The 22,220-nt window shown below is 70.0% G+C and carries 25 protein-coding genes and 1 tRNA gene; 12 read left to right on the forward strand and 14 right to left on the reverse strand.

Features of this window, described 5'->3' with window-relative positions:
* The first annotated feature begins 12 nt into the window (after positions 1 to 12).
* Together ACWGKT_RS37815 and ACWGKT_RS37820 are read left to right on the forward strand one after the other, a co-directional pair.
* On the forward strand, positions 13 to 1,305 hold the full coding sequence (locus ACWGKT_RS37815; protein WP_453277220.1) for a sensor histidine kinase: 1,293 nt from the start codon (positions 13 to 15) through the stop codon (positions 1,303 to 1,305).
* Positions 1,302 to 1,982, forward strand: a complete 681-nt coding sequence (locus ACWGKT_RS37820; protein WP_010358452.1) for a response regulator transcription factor — start codon at positions 1,302 to 1,304, stop codon at positions 1,980 to 1,982. The genes ACWGKT_RS37815 and ACWGKT_RS37820 overlap by 4 nt, the downstream gene beginning before the upstream one ends.
* Before the next feature lie 134 nt (positions 1,983 to 2,116).
* On the opposite strand, the gene ACWGKT_RS37825 is transcribed toward ACWGKT_RS37820, so the two are convergent.
* Positions 2,117 to 2,806, reverse strand: a complete 690-nt coding sequence (locus tag ACWGKT_RS37825; RefSeq protein ID WP_356157147.1) for a DUF461 domain-containing protein — start codon at positions 2,804 to 2,806, stop codon at positions 2,117 to 2,119.
* A 628-nt stretch (positions 2,807 to 3,434) separates the two neighbouring features.
* Between ACWGKT_RS37825 and ACWGKT_RS37830 the strand changes: the two genes are divergently transcribed.
* From ACWGKT_RS37830 to ACWGKT_RS37860, 7 genes are all read left to right on the forward strand, one after another.
* Entirely contained in the window at positions 3,435 to 3,917 is a 483-nt protein-coding gene (locus ACWGKT_RS37830; protein WP_003953493.1) for a CarD family transcriptional regulator, read from the forward strand.
* A 252-nt stretch (positions 3,918 to 4,169) separates the two neighbouring features.
* Positions 4,170 to 4,934: a 2-C-methyl-D-erythritol 4-phosphate cytidylyltransferase gene (ispD, locus tag ACWGKT_RS37835; RefSeq protein ID WP_356157149.1), complete on the forward strand. Its 765-nt coding sequence runs from the start codon at positions 4,170 to 4,172 to the stop codon at positions 4,932 to 4,934.
* On the forward strand, positions 4,924 to 5,415 hold the full coding sequence (gene ispF, locus ACWGKT_RS37840; protein ID WP_453277221.1) for a 2-C-methyl-D-erythritol 2,4-cyclodiphosphate synthase: 492 nt from the start codon (positions 4,924 to 4,926) through the stop codon (positions 5,413 to 5,415). Before ispD ends, ispF begins: the two co-directional genes overlap by 11 nt.
* A 99-nt stretch (positions 5,416 to 5,514) precedes the next feature.
* Positions 5,515 to 5,919, forward strand: coding sequence for a PPOX class F420-dependent oxidoreductase (locus ACWGKT_RS37845; RefSeq protein WP_453277222.1), 405 nt, complete (start codon positions 5,515 to 5,517; stop codon positions 5,917 to 5,919).
* An 82-nt stretch (positions 5,920 to 6,001) separates the two neighbouring features.
* On the forward strand, positions 6,002 to 7,405 hold the full coding sequence (cysS, locus tag ACWGKT_RS37850; protein WP_453277223.1) for a cysteine--tRNA ligase: 1,404 nt from the start codon (positions 6,002 to 6,004) through the stop codon (positions 7,403 to 7,405).
* Positions 7,406 to 7,504: 99 nt separating this feature from the next.
* Positions 7,505 to 8,446 (forward strand): 23S rRNA (guanosine(2251)-2'-O)-methyltransferase RlmB, encoded by a 942-nt coding sequence (rlmB, locus tag ACWGKT_RS37855; RefSeq protein ID WP_235453589.1) that lies wholly within the window; start codon positions 7,505 to 7,507, stop codon positions 8,444 to 8,446.
* A 138-nt stretch (positions 8,447 to 8,584) separates the two neighbouring features.
* Positions 8,585 to 10,315, forward strand: a complete 1,731-nt coding sequence (locus tag ACWGKT_RS37860) for a DoxX family membrane protein (protein WP_453277224.1) — start codon at positions 8,585 to 8,587, stop codon at positions 10,313 to 10,315.
* A 137-nt stretch (positions 10,316 to 10,452) separates the two neighbouring features.
* Here the strand turns inward: ACWGKT_RS37860 and ACWGKT_RS37865 are convergent, their stop codons facing one another.
* From ACWGKT_RS37865 to ACWGKT_RS37875, 3 genes are all read right to left on the reverse strand, one after another.
* The gene (locus ACWGKT_RS37865) at positions 10,453 to 11,184 is read right to left on the reverse strand and encodes a nucleotidyltransferase family protein (RefSeq protein WP_453277225.1); all 732 of its coding nucleotides are present in this window, start codon (positions 11,182 to 11,184) and stop codon (positions 10,453 to 10,455) included.
* A gap of 144 nt (positions 11,185 to 11,328) precedes the next feature.
* On the reverse strand, positions 11,329 to 11,796 hold the full coding sequence (locus ACWGKT_RS37870) for a hypothetical protein (protein ID WP_356157163.1): 468 nt from the start codon (positions 11,794 to 11,796) through the stop codon (positions 11,329 to 11,331).
* A gap of 216 nt (positions 11,797 to 12,012) precedes the next feature.
* The gene (locus ACWGKT_RS37875; RefSeq protein ID WP_235453593.1) at positions 12,013 to 13,149 is read right to left on the reverse strand and encodes an ABC transporter ATP-binding protein; all 1,137 of its coding nucleotides are present in this window, start codon (positions 13,147 to 13,149) and stop codon (positions 12,013 to 12,015) included.
* A gap of 220 nt (positions 13,150 to 13,369) precedes the next feature.
* Between ACWGKT_RS37875 and ACWGKT_RS37880 the strand changes: the two genes are divergently transcribed.
* A tRNA-Thr gene (locus tag ACWGKT_RS37880) sits at positions 13,370 to 13,443 on the forward strand.
* Positions 13,444 to 13,524: 81 nt separating this feature from the next.
* On the opposite strand, the gene ACWGKT_RS37885 is transcribed toward ACWGKT_RS37880, so the two are convergent.
* From ACWGKT_RS37885 to ACWGKT_RS37930, 10 genes are read right to left on the reverse strand one after another with little or no spacing between them, the layout of a single operon-like run.
* The gene (locus tag ACWGKT_RS37885; protein ID WP_453277226.1) at positions 13,525 to 14,676 is read right to left on the reverse strand and encodes a tyrosine-type recombinase/integrase; all 1,152 of its coding nucleotides are present in this window, start codon (positions 14,674 to 14,676) and stop codon (positions 13,525 to 13,527) included.
* Positions 14,676 to 14,864 (reverse strand): helix-turn-helix domain-containing protein, encoded by a 189-nt coding sequence (locus tag ACWGKT_RS37890; protein WP_453277227.1) that lies wholly within the window; start codon positions 14,862 to 14,864, stop codon positions 14,676 to 14,678. Before ACWGKT_RS37890 ends, ACWGKT_RS37885 begins: the two co-directional genes overlap by 1 nt.
* A complete protein-coding gene (gene repSA, locus ACWGKT_RS37895; RefSeq protein ID WP_453277228.1) occupies positions 14,861 to 16,255 on the reverse strand; it encodes a replication initiator protein RepSA in 1,395 nt (464 codons plus the stop codon). Before repSA ends, ACWGKT_RS37890 begins: the two co-directional genes overlap by 4 nt.
* 4 nt (positions 16,256 to 16,259) lie before the next feature.
* Positions 16,260 to 16,463 carry a hypothetical protein gene (locus ACWGKT_RS37900; RefSeq protein ID WP_235453597.1) on the reverse strand — a complete coding sequence of 68 codons (204 nt, stop codon included), beginning with the start codon at positions 16,461 to 16,463 and terminating at the stop codon, positions 16,260 to 16,262.
* On the reverse strand, positions 16,463 to 17,281 hold the full coding sequence (locus tag ACWGKT_RS37905) for a GGDEF domain-containing protein (protein ID WP_453277229.1): 819 nt from the start codon (positions 17,279 to 17,281) through the stop codon (positions 16,463 to 16,465). Before ACWGKT_RS37905 ends, ACWGKT_RS37900 begins: the two co-directional genes overlap by 1 nt.
* A gap of 5 nt (positions 17,282 to 17,286) precedes the next feature.
* The gene (locus tag ACWGKT_RS37910) at positions 17,287 to 17,604 is read right to left on the reverse strand and encodes a SpdD protein (RefSeq protein WP_235453598.1); all 318 of its coding nucleotides are present in this window, start codon (positions 17,602 to 17,604) and stop codon (positions 17,287 to 17,289) included.
* Between the two features lie 16 nt (positions 17,605 to 17,620).
* The gene (locus ACWGKT_RS37915; RefSeq protein ID WP_235453599.1) at positions 17,621 to 17,806 is read right to left on the reverse strand and encodes a mobile element transfer protein; all 186 of its coding nucleotides are present in this window, start codon (positions 17,804 to 17,806) and stop codon (positions 17,621 to 17,623) included.
* Between the two features lie 20 nt (positions 17,807 to 17,826).
* Positions 17,827 to 18,489: a DUF2637 domain-containing protein gene (locus ACWGKT_RS37920; protein ID WP_453277230.1), complete on the reverse strand. Its 663-nt coding sequence runs from the start codon at positions 18,487 to 18,489 to the stop codon at positions 17,827 to 17,829.
* A 12-nt stretch (positions 18,490 to 18,501) separates the two neighbouring features.
* Positions 18,502 to 19,842, reverse strand: a complete 1,341-nt coding sequence (locus ACWGKT_RS37925) for an FtsK/SpoIIIE domain-containing protein (protein WP_453277231.1) — start codon at positions 19,840 to 19,842, stop codon at positions 18,502 to 18,504.
* The gene (locus tag ACWGKT_RS37930) at positions 19,839 to 20,174 is read right to left on the reverse strand and encodes an SCO3933 family regulatory protein (RefSeq protein WP_453277232.1); all 336 of its coding nucleotides are present in this window, start codon (positions 20,172 to 20,174) and stop codon (positions 19,839 to 19,841) included. Before ACWGKT_RS37930 ends, ACWGKT_RS37925 begins: the two co-directional genes overlap by 4 nt.
* Before the next feature lie 144 nt (positions 20,175 to 20,318).
* On the opposite strand from ACWGKT_RS37930, the gene ACWGKT_RS37935 reads away from it, so the two are divergent.
* Positions 20,319 to 21,110, forward strand: a complete 792-nt coding sequence (locus ACWGKT_RS37935) for a GntR family transcriptional regulator (RefSeq protein ID WP_453277233.1) — start codon at positions 20,319 to 20,321, stop codon at positions 21,108 to 21,110.
* Positions 21,110 to 21,775 carry a YdcF family protein gene (locus ACWGKT_RS37940; RefSeq protein ID WP_453277234.1) on the forward strand — a complete coding sequence of 222 codons (666 nt, stop codon included), beginning with the start codon at positions 21,110 to 21,112 and terminating at the stop codon, positions 21,773 to 21,775. Before ACWGKT_RS37935 ends, ACWGKT_RS37940 begins: the two co-directional genes overlap by 1 nt.
* Positions 21,776 to 22,220: the final 445 nt, after the last annotated feature.

A 22,220-nucleotide genomic window follows, 5' to 3' on the forward strand; every position in this document is an offset into this window, starting at 1 on the left:
TAACCTGGGTGCATGGACGTGAACGCGGCGGTCGCCGCAGCGGCAGCGATCGCCGGGGTGCTCACCGGTGTCATCGCCATGCTGGCGTTCCGCTGGAGCGAACGCGACCAGAAGCGGCCCACCAGGACTTCTCTGCACACCGATCCCGTGCTTCCGCCGGGCGTGGACACCGTGCTGTCCGTGCTCCGGTCCTCGGCCGTCGTCCTCGACGAGGCCGACGCCGTCGTCAAGGCGAGCTCCGCGGCGTACGCCCTCGGGCTCGTCCGTGGCGGAAAGCTTGCCGTGGAGCCCATGCTCCAGATGGCGAGGGACACCCGGCGGGACGGAGAGATACGCCAGGTCGAGCTGGATCTGCCGAGGCGCGGGACGGGCAGGGGCGAGGCACTCGCCGTGTCCGCGCGCGTCGCGCCCCTCGGATCCCGGCTCGTCCTCCTCCTCGTCGAGGACCTCACCGAGGCCCGGCGCATCGAGGCGGTACGACGCGACTTCGTCGCGAACGTCAGCCATGAGCTGAAGACCCCGGTGGGCGCACTCTCCCTCCTGTCCGAGGCGGTCATGGACGCCTCCGACGATCCGGAGGCCGTGCAGCGCTTCGCCGGTCGCATGCAGATCGAAGCCACCCGGCTGACCAACCTGGTCCAGGAGCTCATCGACCTGTCCCGGGTACAGAACGACGACCCGCTGGAGGACGCCGAGCCGGTCCGGGTCGACGAACTGGTGGCGGAGGCGATCGACCGCTGTCGCCACCAGGCAGGCGCCAAACAGATCACCATGGCCGCGGGCGGCACCGCCGACCTGCACGTCTGGGGAAACCGCGGGCAGCTCGCCGCCGCCATCGGCAACCTCGTCGAGAACGCCGTGAACTACTCCCCGGCCCGCACCCGCGTCGGCATAGCCGCCCGCCGGGTCAGCGGTTCCGGCGGGGACCTCATCGAGCTCGCCGTGACCGACCAGGGCATCGGCATCTCGGACAAGGACAAGGAGCGCATCTTCGAGCGCTTCTACCGCGTCGACCCGGCCCGCTCGCGGGCCACCGGCGGCACCGGTCTGGGTCTCGCCATCGTCAAGCACGTGGTCGCCTCGCACGGCGGGGAGGTCACGGTGTGGAGCGCCGAAGGCCAGGGCTCCACTTTCACCCTCCGGCTGCCGGAGGCGGGTGCGGCCCGTGACCGCGCTCAGCAGCACCCCGACCTCGACGAAGAGGCGGATCAGGCCGCACACTCAACTTCCGGATCTCCCGATTCCGGCGTATCCCCCGACTCAGCCGCGTACGAAACGCTTCCCGCCCCGGAGGTCCTTCCGTGACCCGAGTGCTCGTCGTCGAGGACGAGGAGTCCTTCTCCGACGCCCTGTCGTACATGCTCCGTAAGGAAGGCTTCGAGGTCGCCGTGGCGGCCACCGGGCCCGACGGACTCGACGAGTTCGAGCGCAACGGCGCCGACCTCGTCCTCCTCGACCTGATGCTGCCGGGGCTGCCCGGCACGGAGGTGTGCCGCCAGCTGCGCGGCCGCTCCAACGTCCCCGTCATCATGGTGACCGCCAAGGACAGCGAGATCGACAAGGTCGTCGGCCTGGAGATAGGAGCCGACGACTACGTCACCAAGCCCTTCTCCTCGCGTGAGCTGGTCGCCCGTATCCGGGCCGTGCTGCGTCGCCGCGGTGAGCCGGAGGAGGTCACGCCGGCGGCCCTGGAGGCCGGCCCGGTCCGGATGGACGTCGACCGGCACGTGGTCACCGTCTCCGGCTCCAAGGTGGACCTCCCGCTCAAGGAGTTCGACCTGCTGGAGATGCTGCTGCGCAACGCCGGCCGCGTGCTGACCCGTATGCAGCTGATCGACCGCGTCTGGGGGGCCGACTACGTCGGTGACACCAAGACCCTCGACGTCCACGTCAAGCGTCTGCGCGCCAAGATCGAGCCGGACCCGGGCGCCCCGCGCTACCTGGTCACGGTCCGCGGCCTGGGCTACAAGTTCGAGCCGTAGACCGACCTCCGGCCCTGAAGGCCCGTCAAGGGCCGAGCCGTACGACGAAGGGCGGTCCCCCTCAGCGGGGGGACCGCCCTTCGTCGTACGGCCGTTTCGTACGGCCGCTATGAACCGCTGTGTCGTACGACCGCTCAGTTGCCGGACGGCGTGGTCGACGCCGACGCGGAGTCGCTCGGGGTCGAACCCGTGGACGCGGAGCCGCCGGCGGACTCGGTCGCCGAGGCGGAGGCGCCCTTCTTCGGCTTCTTGTTGTCGGACGCCGTGGCGCCCGCGGCCGGGCTGCCCGTGGCGGACGCGGACGGCGTCGGGATCTCGCTCGGGCCCCAGCCGGTGAAGTAGCTCTTGGCCGGGACGACGAAGGCGCGCAGGCTCACGTCACCGGTCTTGGTGAAGGTGAAGGTGATCTTCTGGGCGTTGCCGTCCCGGACCGCCTCACGGCTGCTGGCGAGCACGGCGGAGGCGTTGTCCTTGCCGCCGATGATCAGCGAGCCGCCGGCCGGCACGGTCAGGGACCCGCCCTTGGCCGGGCTCAGCTGGGCGGTCTTGCCGGTGCCGGGCACGACGATCGACTGCAGGGTCTGGTCGGTGGTGCCGGTGTTGAACACGGTCGCGGAGATCACGGCCGGACCCGTGGACTGCAGGTCGGGCTGGGTGATGACCGTCGCGTTCTGCACCTTGATGGCACCGACGGACGTCGCGGCGTTGTCCGGCTTGACCTGCAGCGTCTGTGAGTTGTTGCCTGCGCCACAGGCGGCGAGCGAGGCGATGGAGAACACGACGGCGGAGGCGGCGAGGGCGCCGCGTCGAAGGCTGCTGCTCACGGCGGCGGCAACTCCTTGAACGCACGGGCGACTCCTTATAAAGCCGCCCTAAGTGTCTGTCAGCGACCTTAGGCTACCGAGCCGTTCCCACGGGGCCGCACCCGACCCTCCCCCAACCTCACACGCATCGCTCAAGCAGGGGGGTACCCGAGGCCCTCGAGTGACTCCCGAGTCACTTTGGCGAGACGCTCGTCCGGCATTCACATAAGACGGTTCGCAACACCGCGCGTAAGACATCCGGCAACACCCCGCGCAAAATTTCCGTGAAGGAATGCGAGCCACCTCGGATATTGATCACGTACCGATCAGCCGGCGGCTCGTGATCAATTCCGGATTCGTCTCACGGCCCACCGGAGCCACCGAACGGAGTAGCGGAAGTCGCACGCTTGAGACCGGACAAATGTGGACGTTCCTCCACTTGGAGGGGCCCCCGGATGTGTGTAACGTGCCCGTTTCGCTCCGCCCGGAGAGCCGCTCCGACCTGCGAATACCTCGTTCCGCAGGGCCTGCGCAGCACGTTCCTGTTGCTGTTGTCAAGCCCCGAGATATGCCCTGACCTGCGAAAACGCCATTCAGAAGACGCCGTATCCGTGTTACCCTGGATAGCCACGGAAGGGGTACCTGTCACATGACGTTCAAGGTTGGCGACACCGTGGTCTATCCCCATCACGGGGCCGCGCTGATCGAGGCCATCGAAACTCGCCAGATCAAAGGCGTGGACAAGACCTACTTGGTGCTGAAGGTCGCCCAGGGTGACCTGACGGTACGTGTGCCAGCGGACAATGCGGAGTTCGTCGGCGTGCGTGATGTGGTCGGTCAGGACGGGCTGGACCGGGTCTTCGAGGTGCTGCGCGCGCCGTACGCCGAGGAGCCCACGAACTGGTCTCGTCGATACAAGGCAAACCTGGAGAAGCTCGCCTCCGGTGATGTCATCAAGGTCGCGGAAGTCGTGCGTGACCTGTGGCGTCGCGAGCGCGAGCGCGGACTCTCCGCCGGTGAGAAGCGCATGCTCGCCAAGGCTCGCCAGATCCTGGTGAGCGAGCTCGCCCTCGCGGAGAACACCAACGAGGACAAGGCCGAGGCCCTGCTCGACGAGGTTCTCGCGTCCTGACGCAGGCAGTAGCCCTGCTCTGGTCAGCACAGTGAAATGCCGCGGTGCCCGATGACAAGATTCCTGTCGCCGGGCGCTGCGGCATGTTCGTACTCGGATGCCGTTCGCCGGGGTGGTGCCCCCGATACTTGGCGTGCCGGGCCCGCGCAGCCGGCTCGACCGGTGTCACGGAAGGGTCCGGTCGAGCGTGTCGCGCCCGACACGGTGAGGCCATACCCACCTAGGCCGAGCACACAAACCTGACAGGAACCGATGTCTGACGTTTCGCGCCCTTCGCCCGCAGAGCCCCGTACGGAGGCCCGTACCGCCGTCGTGATCCCGGCCGCCGGCCGGGGCGTACGACTCGGTCCGGGCGCCCCCAAGGCGCTACGCGCGCTGAACGGCACGCCCATGCTCATCCACGCGGTCCGCGCGATGGCCGCCTCCCGCGCGGTCTCCCTCGTGGTGGTCGTGGCCCCGCCCGACGGCACGGCCGAGGTCAAGTCGCTGCTCGACGCGCACGCGCTGCCCGAGCGCACCGACTTCCTGGTCGTCCCCGGCGGGGACACCCGCCAGGAGTCCGTGCGGCTCGGACTGGAAGCGCTGCCGCCGGACCACGACATCGTCCTGGTGCACGACGCGGCCCGGCCGCTGGTCCCGGTGGACACGGTGGACGCGGTGATCGAGGCGGTACGGGAGGGCGCGGCGGCCGTCGTGCCCGCGCTGCCGCTCGCGGACACCGTCAAGGAGGTCGAGCCTGCCGCGGCCCCGGGCGAGCCCGAGCCGGTCGTCGCCACTCCCGAGCGGGCGCGGCTGCGGGCCGTGCAGACCCCGCAGGGCTTCGACCGTACGACGCTGGTCCGCGCCCACGAGACGGTGACCGACGACGTCACCGACGACGCGAGCATGGTCGAGCAACTGGGGGAGCGGGTCGTGGTCGTGCCCGGCCACGAGGAGGCCTTCAAGGTCACCCGCCCGCTGGACCTGGTCCTCGCCGAGGCGGTCCTGGCCCGCAGGAGGCTGAACGATGGCTTCTGACCCCGTGCTTCCCCAGGTCGGCATCGGTACCGACATCCACGCCTTCGAGGAGGGCCGCGAGCTGTGGTGCGCCGGCCTGAAGTGGGAGGGAGAGGGGCCGGGGCTGGCCGGTCACTCCGACGCGGACGTCGTCGCGCACGCCGCCTGCAACGCGCTCCTCTCGGCCGCCGGGCTCGGTGACCTCGGGCAGCACTTCGGCACCGGGCGCCCCGAGTGGTCCGGCGCGTCCGGCGTCACGCTCCTGACGGAGGCGGCCCGGATCGTCCGCGAGGCCGGCTTCCGCATCGGCAACGTCGCGGTCCAGGTCGTCGGACCCCGCCCCAAGATCGGCAAGCGCCGCGACGAGGCCCAGAAGCTCCTGTCCCAGGCGGCGGGCGCCCCGGTGTCCGTCTCCGGCGCCACCACCGACGGCCTCGGCTTCCCCGGCCGCGACGAGGGCCTGATGGCGATCGCCACGGCACTCGTCGTGCGCGTGGGCTGAGGGCGTGCGAGGGTACCCGCAGAGCGATCATCGACAAGCGACCCCCGACGCAAGCGACCCCTGACGATCGGCCGCCGGCCGAGGTCCCGGAGGTGCCCCATGTCCACCGCCCTGTCCGACCGGCTCAAGGCCCTGCTCGACACCCCCGTCTTCATCGTCCTCGGCACCGTCCAGCCCGACGGCAGCCCGCAGCTGTCCCCGGTGTGGGTGAAGCGGGACGGCGAGCAGATCCTCGTCTCCACGACGGTGGACCGCCGCAAGAAGAAGAACCTCGACCGCGACGCCCGGGTGAGCGTCGTGGTCCAGGACCCGGCCTCGCCCTACGAGTACGCGGAAATCCGCGGCAACGCGGAACTGACCACCGCGGGCGGCCAGGAACTGATCGACGAGCTCGCCCTGAAATACACCGGCAAGAAGTACGCGGAATTCAACCCGGCTTCGGCACAGGACGCGGAACGCGTGGTCGTGCGGATCACCCCGCGGAAGGTCGTGGGAAGCCTCTGAACCGCGTCGGACGTGTCACGAATCCGTGGCCCGTGGCCAAAAGGGGCGTGAGGCACTCCCCGGCGCCCACTACCCTGGAGTGGTGACTATTCGGCTGTACGACACCGACGCCCGGCAGATCCGCGACTTCACCCCGGTCACGCCGGGCTGTGTCTCGATCTACCTGTGTGGTGCCACCGTGCAGTCCGCGCCGCACATCGGGCACATCCGCTCGGGCCTCAACTTCGACATCATGCGCCGGTGGTTCAGCTACCGGGGCTACGACGTGACGTTCATCAGGAACGTCACCGACATCGACGACAAGATCATCGCGAAGGCCCACGAGCAGAACCGGCCCTGGTGGTCGATCGGGTACGAGAACGAGCGCGCCTTCAACGACGGCTACACGGCACTCGGCTGCCTGCCGCCGACGTACGAGCCCCGCGCCACCGGCCACATCACCGAGATGATCGAGATGATGCAGGGCCTGATCGAGCGCGGCCACGCCTACGAGGCGGACGGCAACGTCTACTTCGACGTGCGCTCCTTCCCGCGGTACCTGGAGCTGTCCCGGCAGGAGCTCGACAACCTGCTCCAGCCCTCCGGCGAGGGCGAGACCGGCAAGCGGGACCCGCGCGACTTCGCCATGTGGAAGTCCGCCAAGCCCGGTGAGCCGACCTGGCCGACGCCGTGGGGAGACGGGCGCCCCGGCTGGCACCTGGAGTGCTCGGCCATGGCCCACAAGTACCTGGGCAGGTCCTTCGACATCCACGGCGGCGGCCTCGACCTGATCTTCCCGCACCACGAGAACGAGATCGCCCAGGCCAAGGCCTACGGCGACGACTTCGCCCAGTACTGGGTGCACAACGCCTGGGTGACCATGGCCGGCGACAAGATGTCCAAGTCGCTGGGCAATTCGGTGCTCGTCAGCGAGATGGTCAAGGTGTGGCGGCCCATCGTGCTGCGCTACTACCTCGGCACCCCGCACTACCGCTCGATGATCGAGTACAGCGAGGACGCCCTGCGCGAGGCCGACTCCGCGTTCGCGCGGATCGAGGGCTTCCTGCAGCGCGTCGTCGAGCTGGCCGGGGGCGTCGTCGAGCCGTCCGCCGAGGTGCCGCCCGCGTTCGCCGAGGCGATGGACGACGACCTCGGTGTCCCGCAGGCGCTGGCCGTCGTGCACACCACGGTCCGGCAGGGCAACTCCGCACTCGCCGCCGACGACAAGGAAGCCGCCGTGGCCCGCCTCGCCGAGGTGCGTGCCATGCTCGGCGTCCTGGGTCTCGACCCGTTCGACCCGCACTGGGCCGGTGACGGTGCCGACCGCGGAGAGGACCTGCACAGCGCGGTCGACAGCCTCGTACGACTGGTCCTCGACCAGCGCGAGGCGGCCCGCTCCCGCAAGGACTGGGCCACCGCGGACGCCATCCGCGACCGGCTCAACCAGTCCGGCCTCGTCATCGAGGACAGCCCGCAGGGCCCGCGCTGGAGTCTCGGCGCGCGCTGAGACCGACGCCGGTCCCCGGTGATCGATTGTGCCGCCCGGCCCTCCGGGCGGCACACTGCATATACACGTACGCACGCTTCCGTAGAGAACAGGTAGGTCATGGCCGCGAACAACCGCCGCATGTCCGGCAAGAAGGGCGCGCAGGTCGGCAGTGGCGGCCAGCGACGCCGGGGCCTGGAGGGCAAGGGCCCGACCCCGCCCGCCGAGATGCGCAAGGGGCACGCCAAGCAGCGTGCCGCGAACGCGAAGGTCCGCCGCGCCCAGGGCCGCCCGCAGCAGCGCAGGGGCGGCGGCAAGACGTCGTCCGAGCTGGTCGTCGGCCGCAACCCCGTCGTCGAGGCGTTGCGCGAGGGCGTGCCCGCGAGCACCCTGTACGTCCAGCAGTTCATCGACAACGACGAGCGCGTCCGTGAGGCCCTGCAGCTCGCCGGTGAGCGCGGCGGCATCAACCTCATGGAGGCCCCGCGCCCCGAGCTCGACCGCATGACCAACGGGCTCAACCACCAGGGTCTGGTCCTGCAGGTCCCGCCGTACGAGTACGCGCACCCCGAGGACCTCGCCGACGCCGCCTACGACGAGGGCGAGGACCCGCTGATCGTCGCCCTCGACGGGGTGACCGACCCGCGCAACCTCGGCGCCGTCGTCCGCTCCGTCTCCGCCTTCGGCGGCCACGGCGTCGTCGTGCCCGAGCGGCGCGCGGCCGGCATGACCGCCGGCGCCTGGAAGACCTCCGCCGGTACGGCGGCCCGTACGCCCGTCGCCCGCGCCACCAACCTGACGCGCGCCCTGGAGGCGTACAAGAAGGCCGGCATCGTGGTCGTCGGTCTCGCCGCCGACGGCGAGGCCGAACTCGGCGACCTGGCGGCCCTGGGCGGCCCGGTCGTCATCGTCGTGGGCAGCGAGGGCAAGGGCCTGTCCCGACTCGTCGGCGAGACCTGCGACTTCCGGGTGCGGATCCCGATGCCCGGTGGCGCCGAATCGCTCAACGCCGGTGTGGCGGCGGGGATCGTGCTGTACGAGGCGGCTCGCCGCCGGGCCTGACACATGGCCGCGGACGCCTGAACAGGCGTCCGCGGTCTCACTCGTACGGGTCAAACCTGGCGTCCAGGACAACCTTGACGCGGTCCGGACACATCCGGCCGGTCAAAGCAGTGTCCTAACTCCACGTCACTCGGTTAGATGAGTGTGGACACCAGAACACCCCGCACACCCACGGGGGACCGCTCGTCGGGATTCAGCTCCGGGCTCGACGACGCTCCCGCGCTGAGCATGGTGAAGGTGCCGAGCGATCCGGCGCAGGTCATCGTCAATCACGCGAGCTTCCGCGTGCAGCTTGGCGCATCGACACGGCGGAACCAATCCCCGCGGGTCGCACGGCACTTGAGCGCCACCGAGAACACCGCCCGCATCCCGGCCGTCGGCGCCGCGGGCAGAGCGGGCGCCCCCGGAGGCCGCCGCCGTGCCGTCGTCTGGAGCGGCCGCTCCGCCCCCGACGACACCGGCGCCCACCGGCTGCTCCAGGCCGTGCGGGGCGGCAGCGTCCGCCACCCCGACGAGCCGTCCGTCGACGCCGGGGCCACCCAGGTCATCTCGCGCATCGACGACGGATACGGCGGGTACAGCGGCTACGGCGAACTCGACCAGACCGTCCAGACCCCGGTCGTCGGCCCGCCGCGCGGTCCCAGCTCCGGCGAGACCCGACTCCTGCCCCACATGCGGACCGTGGGCAGCGCCTACGACGAACCCGCTTACCGTGGCCCGCAGTTCGAGGGCCGTGAGGACCGCGAGAACCACGACGGCTACGACGACTACGACGAGTACGACGACTTCGAGCAGGAGGCCGAGGAGGAGGGCGAGTTCACCGGCCGGCGCCAGGGCGACGACCCGGCCCGGCACGCCTACTACCCCGGCCGCCGACTGAACCTCGGCGTCGTCCTGCTCCCGCTGCGCGTCTTCCTCGGCTTCATCTCCATCTACGCCGGCATGGGCAAACTCTGCGACCCCGTCTACTTCGACGGCGGCGAGCGCGGCTCCATGGTGAAGTGGCTCAACACCCTGCACCCCTGGGAAGTCGCCGAGCCCCTGCGCCAGTTCGCCCTCCAGCACCCGATCGGCTCCGGGCTGGTCATCGCCTTCCTGCAGGTCGTCGTCGGCGTGCTGACCGTGCTCGGCTGCTGGCAGCGGGTCGCCGCTGTCTTCGGCGCGCTGCTCTCCGCCGCGCTCATCGTCACCGTCAGCTGGAAGACCGTCCCGGCCTACGACGCCCCGGACATCATCTACCTCGCCGCCTGGTCCCCGCTGATCATCGCCGGCGCCCCCGTCTACTCCGTGGACGGCCGTCTCGCGGGCAGTGCCTGGCGTCGGCTCGGCCCCCGCTCCGACATCTGGGAGCTGCGCCAGTACGTCCTGCGCCGCGGCGCCCTCATCACGGCCGTCACCGTCGGACTCACCCTGCTCGTCGGCTCCCTGCTGGGCGGCGCCGTCCGCGACTCCAGCCGTGTGGTGGTCCCCGGGCCCGGCGAGGCCCCGCGCAACAACCTCCCCGGCTCCCCGCTCACCGACGGGCCCGCCGAGCGGCACCAGAAGAAGACGCCGACGGCGTCCAGCTCGCCCAGCGGGGGCGCCACGGCGGGCGCCAGCCCGTCCGGCACCGCGACGACCCCGGGCGCGACACATTCCGCGGGCGCCGCGACCAGCGGCGTTCCCAGCCAGACCCAGGGCACCACGGGCCAGGCCCCGCCGCGGCACACGTCCCCGGTCGGCCAGGCGCCCACCACCAGCGCGGGCCCGACCTCAGGCGGCGCCACGACCGGCGGCACCGGCTCATCCGGCGGCGCAAGCACCGGCGGCACCGGAAACGGCGGCTCCTCCACGGGCCAGCCGGGCTTGGTGGGCGGCTTGCTGGGCTGACGAGATCGGCACGTGAAGGGGCCTCGCACCAGGAGGTGCGGGGCCTTTTCACGCAGGCGCCCGCACCAACCAACGGGCGCGGGGAACCGCGCACCCAGCCACAGCCCGTCCGAGCTGAAAACGCAACGGAACCAACATCACCGCCCCAGAGCGGCCAGCTCCTTCGCTGCCTCGGTCAAGTCCTTCGCCGTGTCGATGGCGCGCCAGTACGCACCCTGCGGAATCGGGAAGCCGGCCAGCCGCCGCTCACGGGCGAGGTGCGGGAACGTGGTGCGCTCGTGGTCGCCGCGCCCGGGGAGCAGATCGGCGAACTCCGGCGAGAAGACGTAGACACCCGCGTTGATCTCGAAGGTGGAGGGCGGCGCCTCGATGAAGTCCGTGATGTGTCCGAACCCGTCCGTCTTCACGGCACCCCACGGAATGCGCGGCCGCGCCAGCGCCAGCGTGGCGACGGCGTCGCGCTCGGTGTGGAAGTCGGCCATCTCGCGCAGCGAGAAGCGCGTCCAGATGTCGCCGTTGGTGGCGTACCAGGGCCGGTCCGGGTGGGGCAGCCGGGCTGCCGCGTACTTGAGACCGCCGCCGCGGCCGAGGGGCTCCGTCTCCACGACGGTGGTGACGTTGACGGGAAGGTCGGCCGAATCCAGCCACTTCTGCAGGACCTCGGCGAGGTGGCCGCAGGAGATCACGACATCCGTCACGCCCTCTTCGGCCAGCCAGGTCAGCTGGTGGCCGATGATCGGCGTGCCCGTTCCGGGGATCTCGACCATCGGCTTGGGCCGGTCGTCGGTGTAGGGACGAAGCCGTGAGCCCTGGCCACCGGCCAGGACGACGGCTTGAGTGGGGCGGGACGCGGCGTTCGGATCGGTCATGACCGAACTGTACGTCGCGCCCCGCGGGCTGCTTCCGGCGGCAACCGTTCCTTAATCAGCCGTTACCCACTTCACGGCTGCCGCTTTCCGGAGGCCGCCCGCGGCGGCTCGGCTGTGGTCCTCGGCTCAGCTGTGTTCCTCGGCTCAGCTGTGCGCCGCGAGGACGCCGGAGGCGAAGGAGGTGTCGCAGACGGGCCGGGCGTACGACTGGGCGCGCGAGGCGCCGTACGCGCGGACCGCGGCGCGGCCGAGGGCGCGGGCGATGGAGGTGCAGTGCCTCGCCAGCGACGGACGGCCGTTCACAGCCTGCTGGAGGTGGGTGAGGACCTCGCCCGGGTTCTTCTCCTGCAGCTCGGCCATCAGCTGGTCGCGCAGGACGTCCTGCGGGGACCGGGAGAGGGCGCGGGGCCTGGCGGCCGGCAGGTCCGCCGAGGTGACGTCCGTGGCGGTGAGCACCGAGTTGGAGGGGCTCCCCGACCAGTTGACTCGGGTGACCGCCAGGGTCCCGGAGAGCACCAGGACGACGGGCAGGACGAGGGCGAGGGTGCGGCCGATCCGGCGGGCGGGTCCCCCGCGGCCGCGTCGCGTCTGTGGGGTGGTGGAGTGCTTCACGCGAGTGAGGGTAGCGTCCGGTAACCATTTGGCGACATTTGGTCACCGTTTCGAGGGACAGGATGGGATCAATTCATGGGTGACGTGTTGACGCACGCTGCTCGAAATGGTCTCCCTTGCCGGGGTTCCGGCGACAACGAGAAGGGCCCCGCGGCGTGCGCGGGGCCCTTCTTCGTCAATCTGGGTGAATTGCCCGAGGTTGTTCCACTCCTCGGGTCAGTCGGAGAGGCGCTCGCCCGTCGAGGTCGAGAAGACGTGGGTCTCGCCCGGCCGCGGCACGACGTGCAGCTGAGCGCCCTTCTCCGGCACCTGGCGGCCGTTGACGCGGACGACCAGGTCCTTCAGCTCGCCGCCGACCTCGGCGGTGCCGTACACGTAGCCGTCGGCGCCGAGCTCCTCGACGACGTTGACGGAGACGGCGAGACCGGCCGGGGCGTCCTCGGTGTCCTTGGACAGGGAGGCCGCGGCGGCGCCGTTGTGCTCGACCACGTCGAAGTGCTCGGGCCGGACACCGACCGTGACCGTGCGGTCACCCTTGTCGGAGGCGGCCTTGAGGGCCTCGCGGTTGACCGGGACGACGCTGTTGCCGAACTTCACGCCACCGTCGGTGATCGGGACCTCGACCAGGTTCATGGCGGGGGAGCCGATGAAGCCGGCGACGAAGAGGTTGGCCGGGCGGTCGTACATGTTGCGCGGCGAGTCGACCTGCTGGAGCAGACCGTCCTTGAGGACCGCCACACGGTCGCCCATCGTCATGGCCTCGACCTGGTCGTGGGTGACGTAGACGGTGGTGATGCCGAGACGGCGCTGCAGCGAGGCGATCTGCGTACGCGTGGACACGCGGAGCTTGGCGTCCAGGTTGGACAGCGGCTCGTCCATGAGGAAGACCTGCGGCTCACGCACGATGGCGCGGCCCATGGCGACACGCTGGCGCTGACCGCCGGACAGGGCCTTCGGCTTGCGGTCCAGGTACTCGGTGAGGTCGAGGATCTTCGCGGCCTCCTCGACCTTCTGCCGGATCTCCGCCTTGTTGACGCCGGCGATCTTGAGCGCGAAGCCCATGTTGTCGGCGACCGACATGTGCGGGTAGAGCGCGTAGTTCTGGAACACCATGGCGATGTCCCGGTCCTTGGGCGGCAGGTGGGTGACGTCGCGGTCACCGATGCGGATGGCGCCGGCGTTGACGTCCTCGAGCCCCGCGAGCATCCGGAGCGAGGTGGACTTTCCGCAGCCCGACGGGCCGACCAGAACGAGGAACTCGCCGTCCTCGATCGCGATGTCGAGACCGTCGACGGCGGGCTTGGTGGAACCCGGGTAGATCCGGGTCGCCTTGTCGAACGTGACAGTGGCCATGGTGAATGGGCCCCCTTCTACCGGCAGGAACGTGCCGGACGATCCGAGTAGGAAGGTGGTTGGTGTAGTCCACGCGAGTGAACTGGGTCAGGACGGTACCTGGCGTTCGCCTGATCTGTCAGCACCCGGGGGACTGTGAACTTCGCGGAAATTTTCGACAAGGGGCCCCTCGGACCTGGGTACACTGCACGGGCGCGCCCGCGTCCCGCGGATTCCGCACGCCTCCTTAGCTCAGCTGGTCAGAGCGCCGCTCTTGTAAAGCGAAGGTCGTCGGTTCGAATCCGACAGGGGGCTCTCTCGCTGAACAGCGCGAACGCCCCGGCCGATGATCGGTCCGGGGCGTTCGACATCTACGAGTGACATCAACCGGGGCGGTCACTCACGGTCGACACGACGCCTGAGCAGGCGGTCCATGTGGCTGATGGCCTCGCGCTGCGTGTCCGAGGTTACGTGCGTATAGACGTCCATCGTGATGCTGATCTGGCTGTGCCCCAGGATCTCCATCACGACGCGGGGCGCGACACCGGCCGCGGTGAGGAGCGTGGCGCAGCCGTGCCGGGCGTCATGCAGCCGGATGCGCCGAAGGCCGGCGGCGGCGGTGATGCGGAAGAACGACCGGTTGACGTTCTGCGGGTCGATCGGGCGACCGGTGCGCGTGGTGAAGACGTGCGAGGACAGGGAGAGCTCGACGCCCTTGAGTCGCGCTGCTTCGCTCTGTCGCATCCGGTGCCAACGAAGCGCCGCCAGGCAGATCAGAGGGAGGGGCACGGGACGTGCCCGGCCGCTTTTGGTGGTGTCCTCGTAGAGCTCCCCGCCCACGCGCTGCACCTGCTTGCTGACCCGCAAGACCCGATGTTCAAGGTCCACGTCCGACCAGCGGAGCCCCAGGATCTCGCCGCGGCGCAGGCCCATGGAGACCGCCAGGACGAAGGCGGCGTACAACGGATCACGGCGCGCCTCCTCCAAGAACCTCAGCGTTTCGTCCAGCGTCCACGGAGACAGCTCGCGGCGGGGCACCTTCGGGGCCTCCACGAGCGAGGCGGCGTTCCTCGTCACCAGCTCCTCACGGCAGGCCGCGGTGAGGGCCGTCCTCAGCACCCGGTGTGCCTCTTTGGCCGTGGCCGGGGAGGCGCGGCGTGACACCTCGGCGACGAACGTCCGCACGTGGCGAGGCCCCAGCGCCTCCAGGCTCTTGGAGCCGAGCAGCGGCACGAGGTAGAGGCGCACGTGCATGGCGTACTTGTTGTACGTCGTCCGCTTGCGGTTGGGCTTGATGAAGTGCTCCAGCCAGTACGGCAGCCACTCGGCGAGCTTGGCCGACCGGGTAGGCACGGGCACGCCCTGGTCGACCTTGGCGAGCAGTTCCCGGCGCTTGGCGTCGCACTCGGCCCACGTCTTGCCGTAGGCGAACTTTCGGGCGCGGGCGCCGTCCGGTTGAAGCACGTATACCGCGCACTGGTAGCGGCCGTCCTTGCGCTTGGTGATGGTGCCGGCGCCGTTCGGGTTGCCCTTGCGGTCACTGGCCATCAGGCAGCCTCCTCGATCTGGCCAGCGATGAAGTCACTCACGGCGCTCTCGGGGATGCGTCGGCAGCCGTCGACCTTGATGGAGACGAGGCGGTGTGTGCGGATCAGGTCGTAGACCTTGGTCCGGCCGACCTTGAGTCGCACTTTGACCTCATCCACGGTCAGCAGCACAGGTGAAGTGATGGTCATGCGACGGCTCCTTCCAGGTCGAGCCAGGCGGGGAGTTCTTCGCGGGCGATCTCGCGGTTTTGCTGGATGTCGCGGCGGATGTTGGCGGCGAGCCAGGACTCACCTGGGGTGTGGCCGTGGCCGGCGTAGGTCCAGTGGGCGAGGGTGAGCGTGGTGGCCTCGGTCTCGTCGTCGGGGTCGGGCAGGCCGAGGGCGGCGCGTTGCTGGGCGGCGCGGTAGTCGGCGCGGACCTGGCGTAAGGCACCGAGAGTGGTGGAGTAGCGGCGGGACTTGGTGGAGAAGTGGCCTCGGAAGCCGAGCATGTGAGCCCAGTTCTGGAGCTTGCGGTCCGGGTAGAGCGGGTGCAGGTCGAGGCAGGCCTCGATGAGCCGTCGCGGGTGGTCGGGTACGTCGAGCAGGACCAGGGCCTCTTTGTTGCCGATGCGGCGGTCGACGGTGCCGGTGGTCTCGGCGGCTTTGGTGGCGTACTTGGCCACGTAGGAGGCGACGGCCTGTTCGGTGATGTCCTCGCCGTGGCCGAAGGCGCCGATGGGCTGCACATCGAGCTGGGCGCCCCAGCGCAGGGTGCGGGCTGGCTGGTCGCCGGACGGAGGTACGTCGACCGCGACGCGGGCTGCGGCGGCATGGATCGCGTCGGTGAGCAGGTCGACGGTGGCCCAGGCCGGCGGCGGGCTGTCGGGTCCGTCCGGTCCGTCGAAGCGGATCACGGCATGGAAGTGCACGGCCCCGCGCTTCTGGTACTCGGCGACCTTGCCGAAGGAGACCCGCGACTGTTCGTGGGCGGCCTTTTGGGTCAACCCGACCCGGCGGGCGATCTCGCGGCGCAGGTAGATCGTGAAGTAGCGCCACAGGTCGGAGGCGTGGTTGTTCCACAGCACGGCGCCTGCGTAGTCGTACGTCACCGGATCGAGCGGGGTGCCGAGTTCGGGGGCGTCCTCCTGGTGGTGGATGCCGCAGGCGCAGGGCCGGGTGCCGGGCCGGTTATGGACTCGCCCGAACGAGGGGGCGGTGAGGGTGGCGAAGACGCGGGGGTGGTCGCGGATCGTCTCTGGGGTGCCCTTGTTCGGGTCGCCGACGAGGCCAGCGCGGATGAGGTGGTAGGTGTCGCCCGCATAGGTCCAGGCGCAGGCCGGGCAGCGGGAGGCGCGGCGGTTGCCGCAGGCGATACGGAGACGGCCGCCCGGCTCGGTGTCTGTCGAGTACGAGTGGAGTAACTGGCCGGTGTGGGCGTCGCGGGTGACGGTGGAGCCTTGCAGATGGATCGGGTCGGAGCAGCCGCCCGTGCGACGGATCTGCTCTTGGATGCGGTCGAAGCCGGTGGACCCGGCCAGCCTCAGCACGTCGGCGAGGGTGGCCGGGTCCAGGCCCGCCGCAGTGGCGGTGTCGGTCACTTGCTCACCGCCCCCAACGCCGCTTCTTCGGCGTGTTGGCGTTGCTGCTGGTTGGCCCGGAAAGAGCCGTGCGGCCGGGAGACGGCTTGGCACTGCGCTGGCTGTCGTGCAGCCCGTGTGCCTTGGCGGTCTTCTTCAGGCGGTCGTACTCGCCGTCGATTGCCTCGTAGGCGATGCGGTCAACTCCCTTGCTCCACTTGCGCGGCATCAGGCGGTCACCTCCTGCTTGCGTACGAGGTGGGCGGCGCCTGTGCCCTTGCAGGCCGGGCAGGGCACGCGGAGGGTGACGCGGGTGCCGTCGAGGTGACGGGTGCCGGTGGTGATGGCCGCGATGGCGAAGCCGTCGCAGTTCCGGCAGATCCGCCGGCGCAAGGTGCGCTGGGGCATGATGGGTGTCCCTTTCGGGTCCGTTGGATTTGGAAGGGGTTCAGGCGCCCGGAGCGGACGAGACTTGGCGGTTGAGGCCGCTCCGGGGGCCGCTTGGCGTGTGTTGCGCCTGCCGTGGCCCTTGGCCGCGTACATCGCGGAGTCGGCGGCGGACAGAGCGTCGGTGAGGGTCGGCACGGGCAGCTGCTCGCGGTGGCCATGGCCGACCGAGGCCGAGACCGGCAGGACGCCGCCGTTGTGCTCGACGGGCCGGTCCAAGGCGATCCGCAAGGCGTGGAGGCCGGGGGTGCGGCCGGGGTGGGTGACGATGGCGGCGAACTCGTCTCCGCCGAGGCGGGCGGCGAGGCCGTGGCGTCCGCACCAGTCGCTCAATCGGCGGGCGGTCGCGGTGAGCACCGTGTCCCCAGCGGCGTGGCCGTGGGTGTCGTTGATGACCTTGAAATCGTCCAGGTCAACCAGGACCACCAGGGCGCCGGGATGCTTGGCCAGTAGGCGTTCGGCGCGAGCAGTCCATCCGGCGCGGGTGTGCAGGCCGGTCAGGGGGTCGCGGCGGGCGGTGGCCAGGCGGCGCAGGAGCATCCCGCCGTGGAGGGCCCATCCCAGGGCCGGTAAGCCAGCGGCGATCACGTGCGTGTCCATGTCGGTCACCGCCCCTTCTGGAGGTCCTTGGCGAGGAGGCGGAGGACGATGGCCACCAGGGCCACGGAGACGCCGGTGATGGCGACCGCGAGGAGCATGGAGACCAGGACGGCGCCGACGACGAGGACCACGGCGGTGCCGCCGCCGACGAGGGCGAGCGCGGCGCCCGGGGTCAGCTGGACGGTCGGCCGGTTGGGGACCGCCGGGGCGACCGGGGCCGGGGCCTGCGAGGCAGCGGGCATCGGCGCGGTGCCGTTGGCGGTGGGCGCCGGGGACGGGACCGCGGGGGCGGTGTCCGGGGTCGGGTACTTCGGGGTGAGCACGGGATCGTTCCTCCTGTCAGGCGTTGCAGCGGTGGGTACGGGCGGCGAGCTCGGCGGCGGAACGGTCGCAGTGTTCGGTGGAGAAGCCACAGCCAGGAGCGGTGCAGGCGGCTGTGTGCTTGGTCTGGCCACGGCCGTTGTTGTAGGTGCCGACCTTGACCGGCCCGAGCTGGATCACGTCGTAGAACCGGTTCGGACGCATGAGATGAACCTCCGTCGGAGTCAGGCCAGTTGAAGATGAGCGGCGATCGCTTGGCAGGTCGCGGCGGGCAGGCCCAGTCGGGCGGTGAGCGTGTCGGCGGTGATCTGCTCGCCCGTGCTGTCGCGGTGTGCGTCGGCGATCGAGCGGGCGTGGTCGAGCAGGGCCGGGGGAACGCTCGGAGTGCCGGCGGGAGGCTTGACGGGTGCCGGGGGCAGTTCCGCCGCCGGAGCCGGGGCCGCCGGTTCGGGTGCGTCGGTACGGTGCACTTGGACTTCCGGGGCCGCCGGTTCTTCGTCCGGCTCCGGCTCCGAGACGACCGGGGCGGGAGCGGGAGCGTGGACGAGGAGGGTTCCGCCGAGGAAGGCGAGGGCGGGCCATCCGGCGACGAGGATGCGCAGCCAGGCAGGAACGTGGTGCAGGTCGAGCAGCCCGGCCGTGGCGACGTTGGCCCCGAGCGAAGCCGTCAGAGCGATGGCGAACCAGGTCCAGGACGACCGGTCGCGGGCGGCGCGCAGCCGACGCCAGGCGGCGACCAGAAGCAAGTCGACCGAGACCGGATAGGCCCACGCCTTCCATCCGGATTGCCCGGCCGCCGACGCCAGGTCGTGCAGGTGCGCGAAGGACAGGGCACCGGCGATTACGGCTTGGATGAGGACGGCATCAGGGCGGATCGAGCGGTTCACACGATCACTCCCTCAGTCTGTGACCGGCAGCGGCTTGACCAGAGACGGGCCAGGCGCGGGAGCGTCGGCGGGCACGTGTGGCCGGTACGGGTCGAGGGCGGGCAGGTCGGGGACGAGGTGGGCGAACTCTCGGCAGGCCGCCATGGCTTCATCGCGGGAGGTGTGGGGGGTGCGAATCTTCGCCCAGCCGCCCGAGGAGTCGGCGGCGACGGCCGTTCCGGGGCGCTCCGCCGGGATCAGGCTGGCGGCCGTGACCGCGTCGGGGGCCACGTCGGCGAGTCCCATTTCGGCGGTCTGCTTGTCGTTGACCCGGTGGACCACGCGGCCGGTGAGCTGGGCGCGCAGCATGGTCGCGCCCTTGCCCAGCTCGGAGCCGAAGCGCTGCCCGCACACCTCCAGGTAGATCCCGACCGCGCGGGCCATCTGCGCCAGCCGGATCAAGGCGGTGACGATCCGCTCGCGCCGTTCCTCGTCCTTCTTGGAGGAGATCAGGAAGAGTTCGGCTACCTCGTCGACCAGGACGACGACCGGCACCGGCCGTATGTCCTCGGGCAGGTCCCACATGTCGGAGACGCCGTGCTGGCTCAGCAGGTCGAAGCGGGATTCCATCTCGCAGACCAGCGCTTCCAGCAGGGAGGCGGAGTCGTCCGGCGTGGTGGCCAGGGCCGACAGGCGGGGCGCGTACGCCGAGTGCTCGACACCGCGCTTGCAGTCGATCCCGACCAGGGCCACCGGCAGCTGTGCCAGTCCCTTGATCAGGTTGCGCTGATAGACGGACTTGCCTGAGTTGTTCGCGCCCAGCGTCAGTGCCATGGGCACCTTGCGGTAGTCGCGGACGAACGCGGTCCCGTCCTCCCTCAGCGCCACCGGCACAGACAGGTCCCGAGGGCGGGCCCCGCGGGGAAGCCGGACCCGGCGCAGCACGTCGTAGCCGGTCATGCGTAGCTCGACGTATCCCGGCTTGGTCTCGGCGACGGTCACCGAGTGCACGCCCCAGGCATGCCGCAGCCGCTCGGAGGCGGCCATCAGGTCAGCTGGCTCCAGTCCGGCGGGTAGCCGCAGAGTCACCCGCAGCCCGGTCGAGGTGCCCCGCACCCGGCGGATCTTCGGCGGGACCGGCAGTACGTCACGACGGGCCACGTTCCGCGTGATGAACGCCCGCAGACGCGACGGCTGGACTGTCAGCCCGCACACGTCCATCGTCGAGCGGTACGTGATCGTGAACCGGCCCCAGGTGACCGGCAGCCCGACCAGTGACCAGTACACGCGCGGCGCGCGTACCTTCGCGTAGCCGAGACCGCCAGCCCCCGCGAGGGCGCCCGTGGCCTCCAGCACCATGGGCAGATCGCTCATGGGCAGGCCGCCGAGGTGATCGCGGCCGCACGGAACGAGATGCCGTGGCGCTTCTGGCCGTTGAACTCGTTCTCCCAGTCACGGGCCTTCAGGCCGATCACCTTCACAGGCATTCCCGGGGCCAACCCCTCCGGGTAACCGGTCTCCGGGATGGTGACCTGGTAGAGGTTCCCCTCCCCCTCGTCGGAGACCAGCAGGCCTACCGTCGACAGCGGCGCCCCGGTCTCCCGGTCCATCGCCTGCTCGCCGGTCTTCGCGTTGGCCAGCTTCGGCGTCGGCGCGGTCGCCACGAATACCACAGCAGTCGACGTGTCGATCTTGAAGGACGGCATGAAGCACTCCCTGAGTCGATGGTGAGAGCAGCCCAAACAGGGCCCTCTTCTCTCGCTGTCCTAGGACTGCGAGCGGCTTGAGGGAGACTTTGGCACGCAGTCCTGGGACTGTGCTTGACTTGCCTTGTCGAGAGGAGTGGCGCGATGACGCCCAAGTGGCGAGAGCTGGCGGACAAGCTGGCTGAGCAGATCAAGCGAGGTGAGTACGCACCTGGCCAGCAGTTGCCGCAGATCAGGGAGCTGGTTGCGGCGGGCGAGGGTTCCAAGTCCACCGTCCACCAGGCCTACAAAGCTCTCGAAGCTGAGGGGCTGGTGACCTCATCCCGAGGGCATGGCACCGTCGTGCGACAGCGAGTCCCGCTCAAGCGACTCGGGATCGCTCGCTACGACAAGGCCAAGTGGCGAGATGGTGACGAGGTGGCGTTCATCGCCGACCGCGTGGCCTCTGGGCGTAGCTACCGTCGCAATGAGCAGACCCAGACCGTCAGCCTCGTGGAAGCCCCGCCAGCAGTCGCAGCCGCGCATGGCCTGGGTGAAGGGGCCGAGGTGTACGCGCGAGCTCGGCTGGTGAAGGAAGGCGACCAGCCGACGCACGCCCTGACCAGCTACTACCGCCCAGAGCATGTCGAGGGAACGCGACTGGTGGACCCGACCCCGGGACCGGCCGGCCGCGGCGGTGGCTTCCGGGTGCTGTACGACGCGGGGTACGAGATCGACCACATGAAGGAGGAGCTCTTTGCGAGGGCTCCCACGCCCGATGAAGTGAAGCTCCTGCAGCTGCCGCCGGGCGAACCCGTCGTCGAATTGCATCGGACGACCTACACGGCCTCTGGCACAGTGGTTGAGTTCGCCATCGGGGTACACGCAGCTTCGCGCTTCGCGTGGGAGTACGACTTCAAGGTGCCGGACTCCGCGAAGGACGAGAAGGGGCAGTAATGATCTCGACACAGGCATGGGCCGACACGCGACGCCTGTGGGATTACCACCAGATGGGCCACACCCTGCGGCCGTGCTCGGTTGCGATCGGCTTGGGTAGCCACGACTTGGGTGTGGCCGACACGGCGGTGGATCTGTACAAGCGCGGCCTGGTCCCCCTGCTTGTGTTCACCGGAGCCACCAGCCCCACGACGCGGGCACGCATGCCGAGGGGCGAGGCCGTCCACTACCGCGAGCGAGCTCTTGAACTCGGCGTGCCTAGCTCAGCGGTGCTTGTGGAACCTCGTGCCCGCAATACCGCCGAGAACATCCGCTTCTCCAAGGCCGTGCTGGAGGAGGCCGGAGCGGACGTGTCCTCCGTGCTGCTGATCAGCAAGCCGTACGAAGAACGGCGCGCATACGCCACGGCCCGCAAAGAGTGGCCTGAGGTGGAATTCCTCAGTGCCTCCACCCCGATGACGCTTGAGGAATACGTTGATTCCATCGGGGATGCCCGCCTGGTTATCGACATGCTTGTGGGCGCGCTTCAGCGTTTGCTGATCTACCCCGAGCGGGGATTCATGATCAGTCAGCCTGTGCCCGACGACGTGCTTGAGGCCTACGAGCGCCTGTGCCGCGAGGGCTTCACCAGTCGACTCATTCCCTCTGACCAGCCCGCTGTCTAGGACGGCTCAGCGCCAGGCAGTCAGACGCTTACGGCGATGGACGAGGTCCACGCGGCCCGCATCACGGATACCGTGCTCGATGCGGCGCCGCACATCCATGCACACGATGGCCGCAACTGCCTCCGCTGATTGGCAATTGATCTTCGACCGGCCGGTCCCGTCCTGTTACAGGTTTCTCTACCTCATCAAGCCCCGGCTGCGCTCCGCTCCGCCGGGCGCGCTTCCCGGCTATGGCCGCGCCCGCGCTCCTGCCTTCGGCCCACTCGGCGCGGCCGACGCCGACGCGCGCCCACATGTGGATAGGGCCGGTGGCCATGAGTCGATCACCGCATAGCGCGGCCCGATCAAGAACATGCCTCCGGCGGGGGATCGGCCGACACCGGGATGGAGGGGGCGCCGTTCCCGACCGCAGGTCCGTAGTGGCGTGCGCGGGGAGCTCCCATCC

The sequence above is a fragment of the Streptomyces sp. NPDC054794 genome (genome assembly GCF_053611585.1).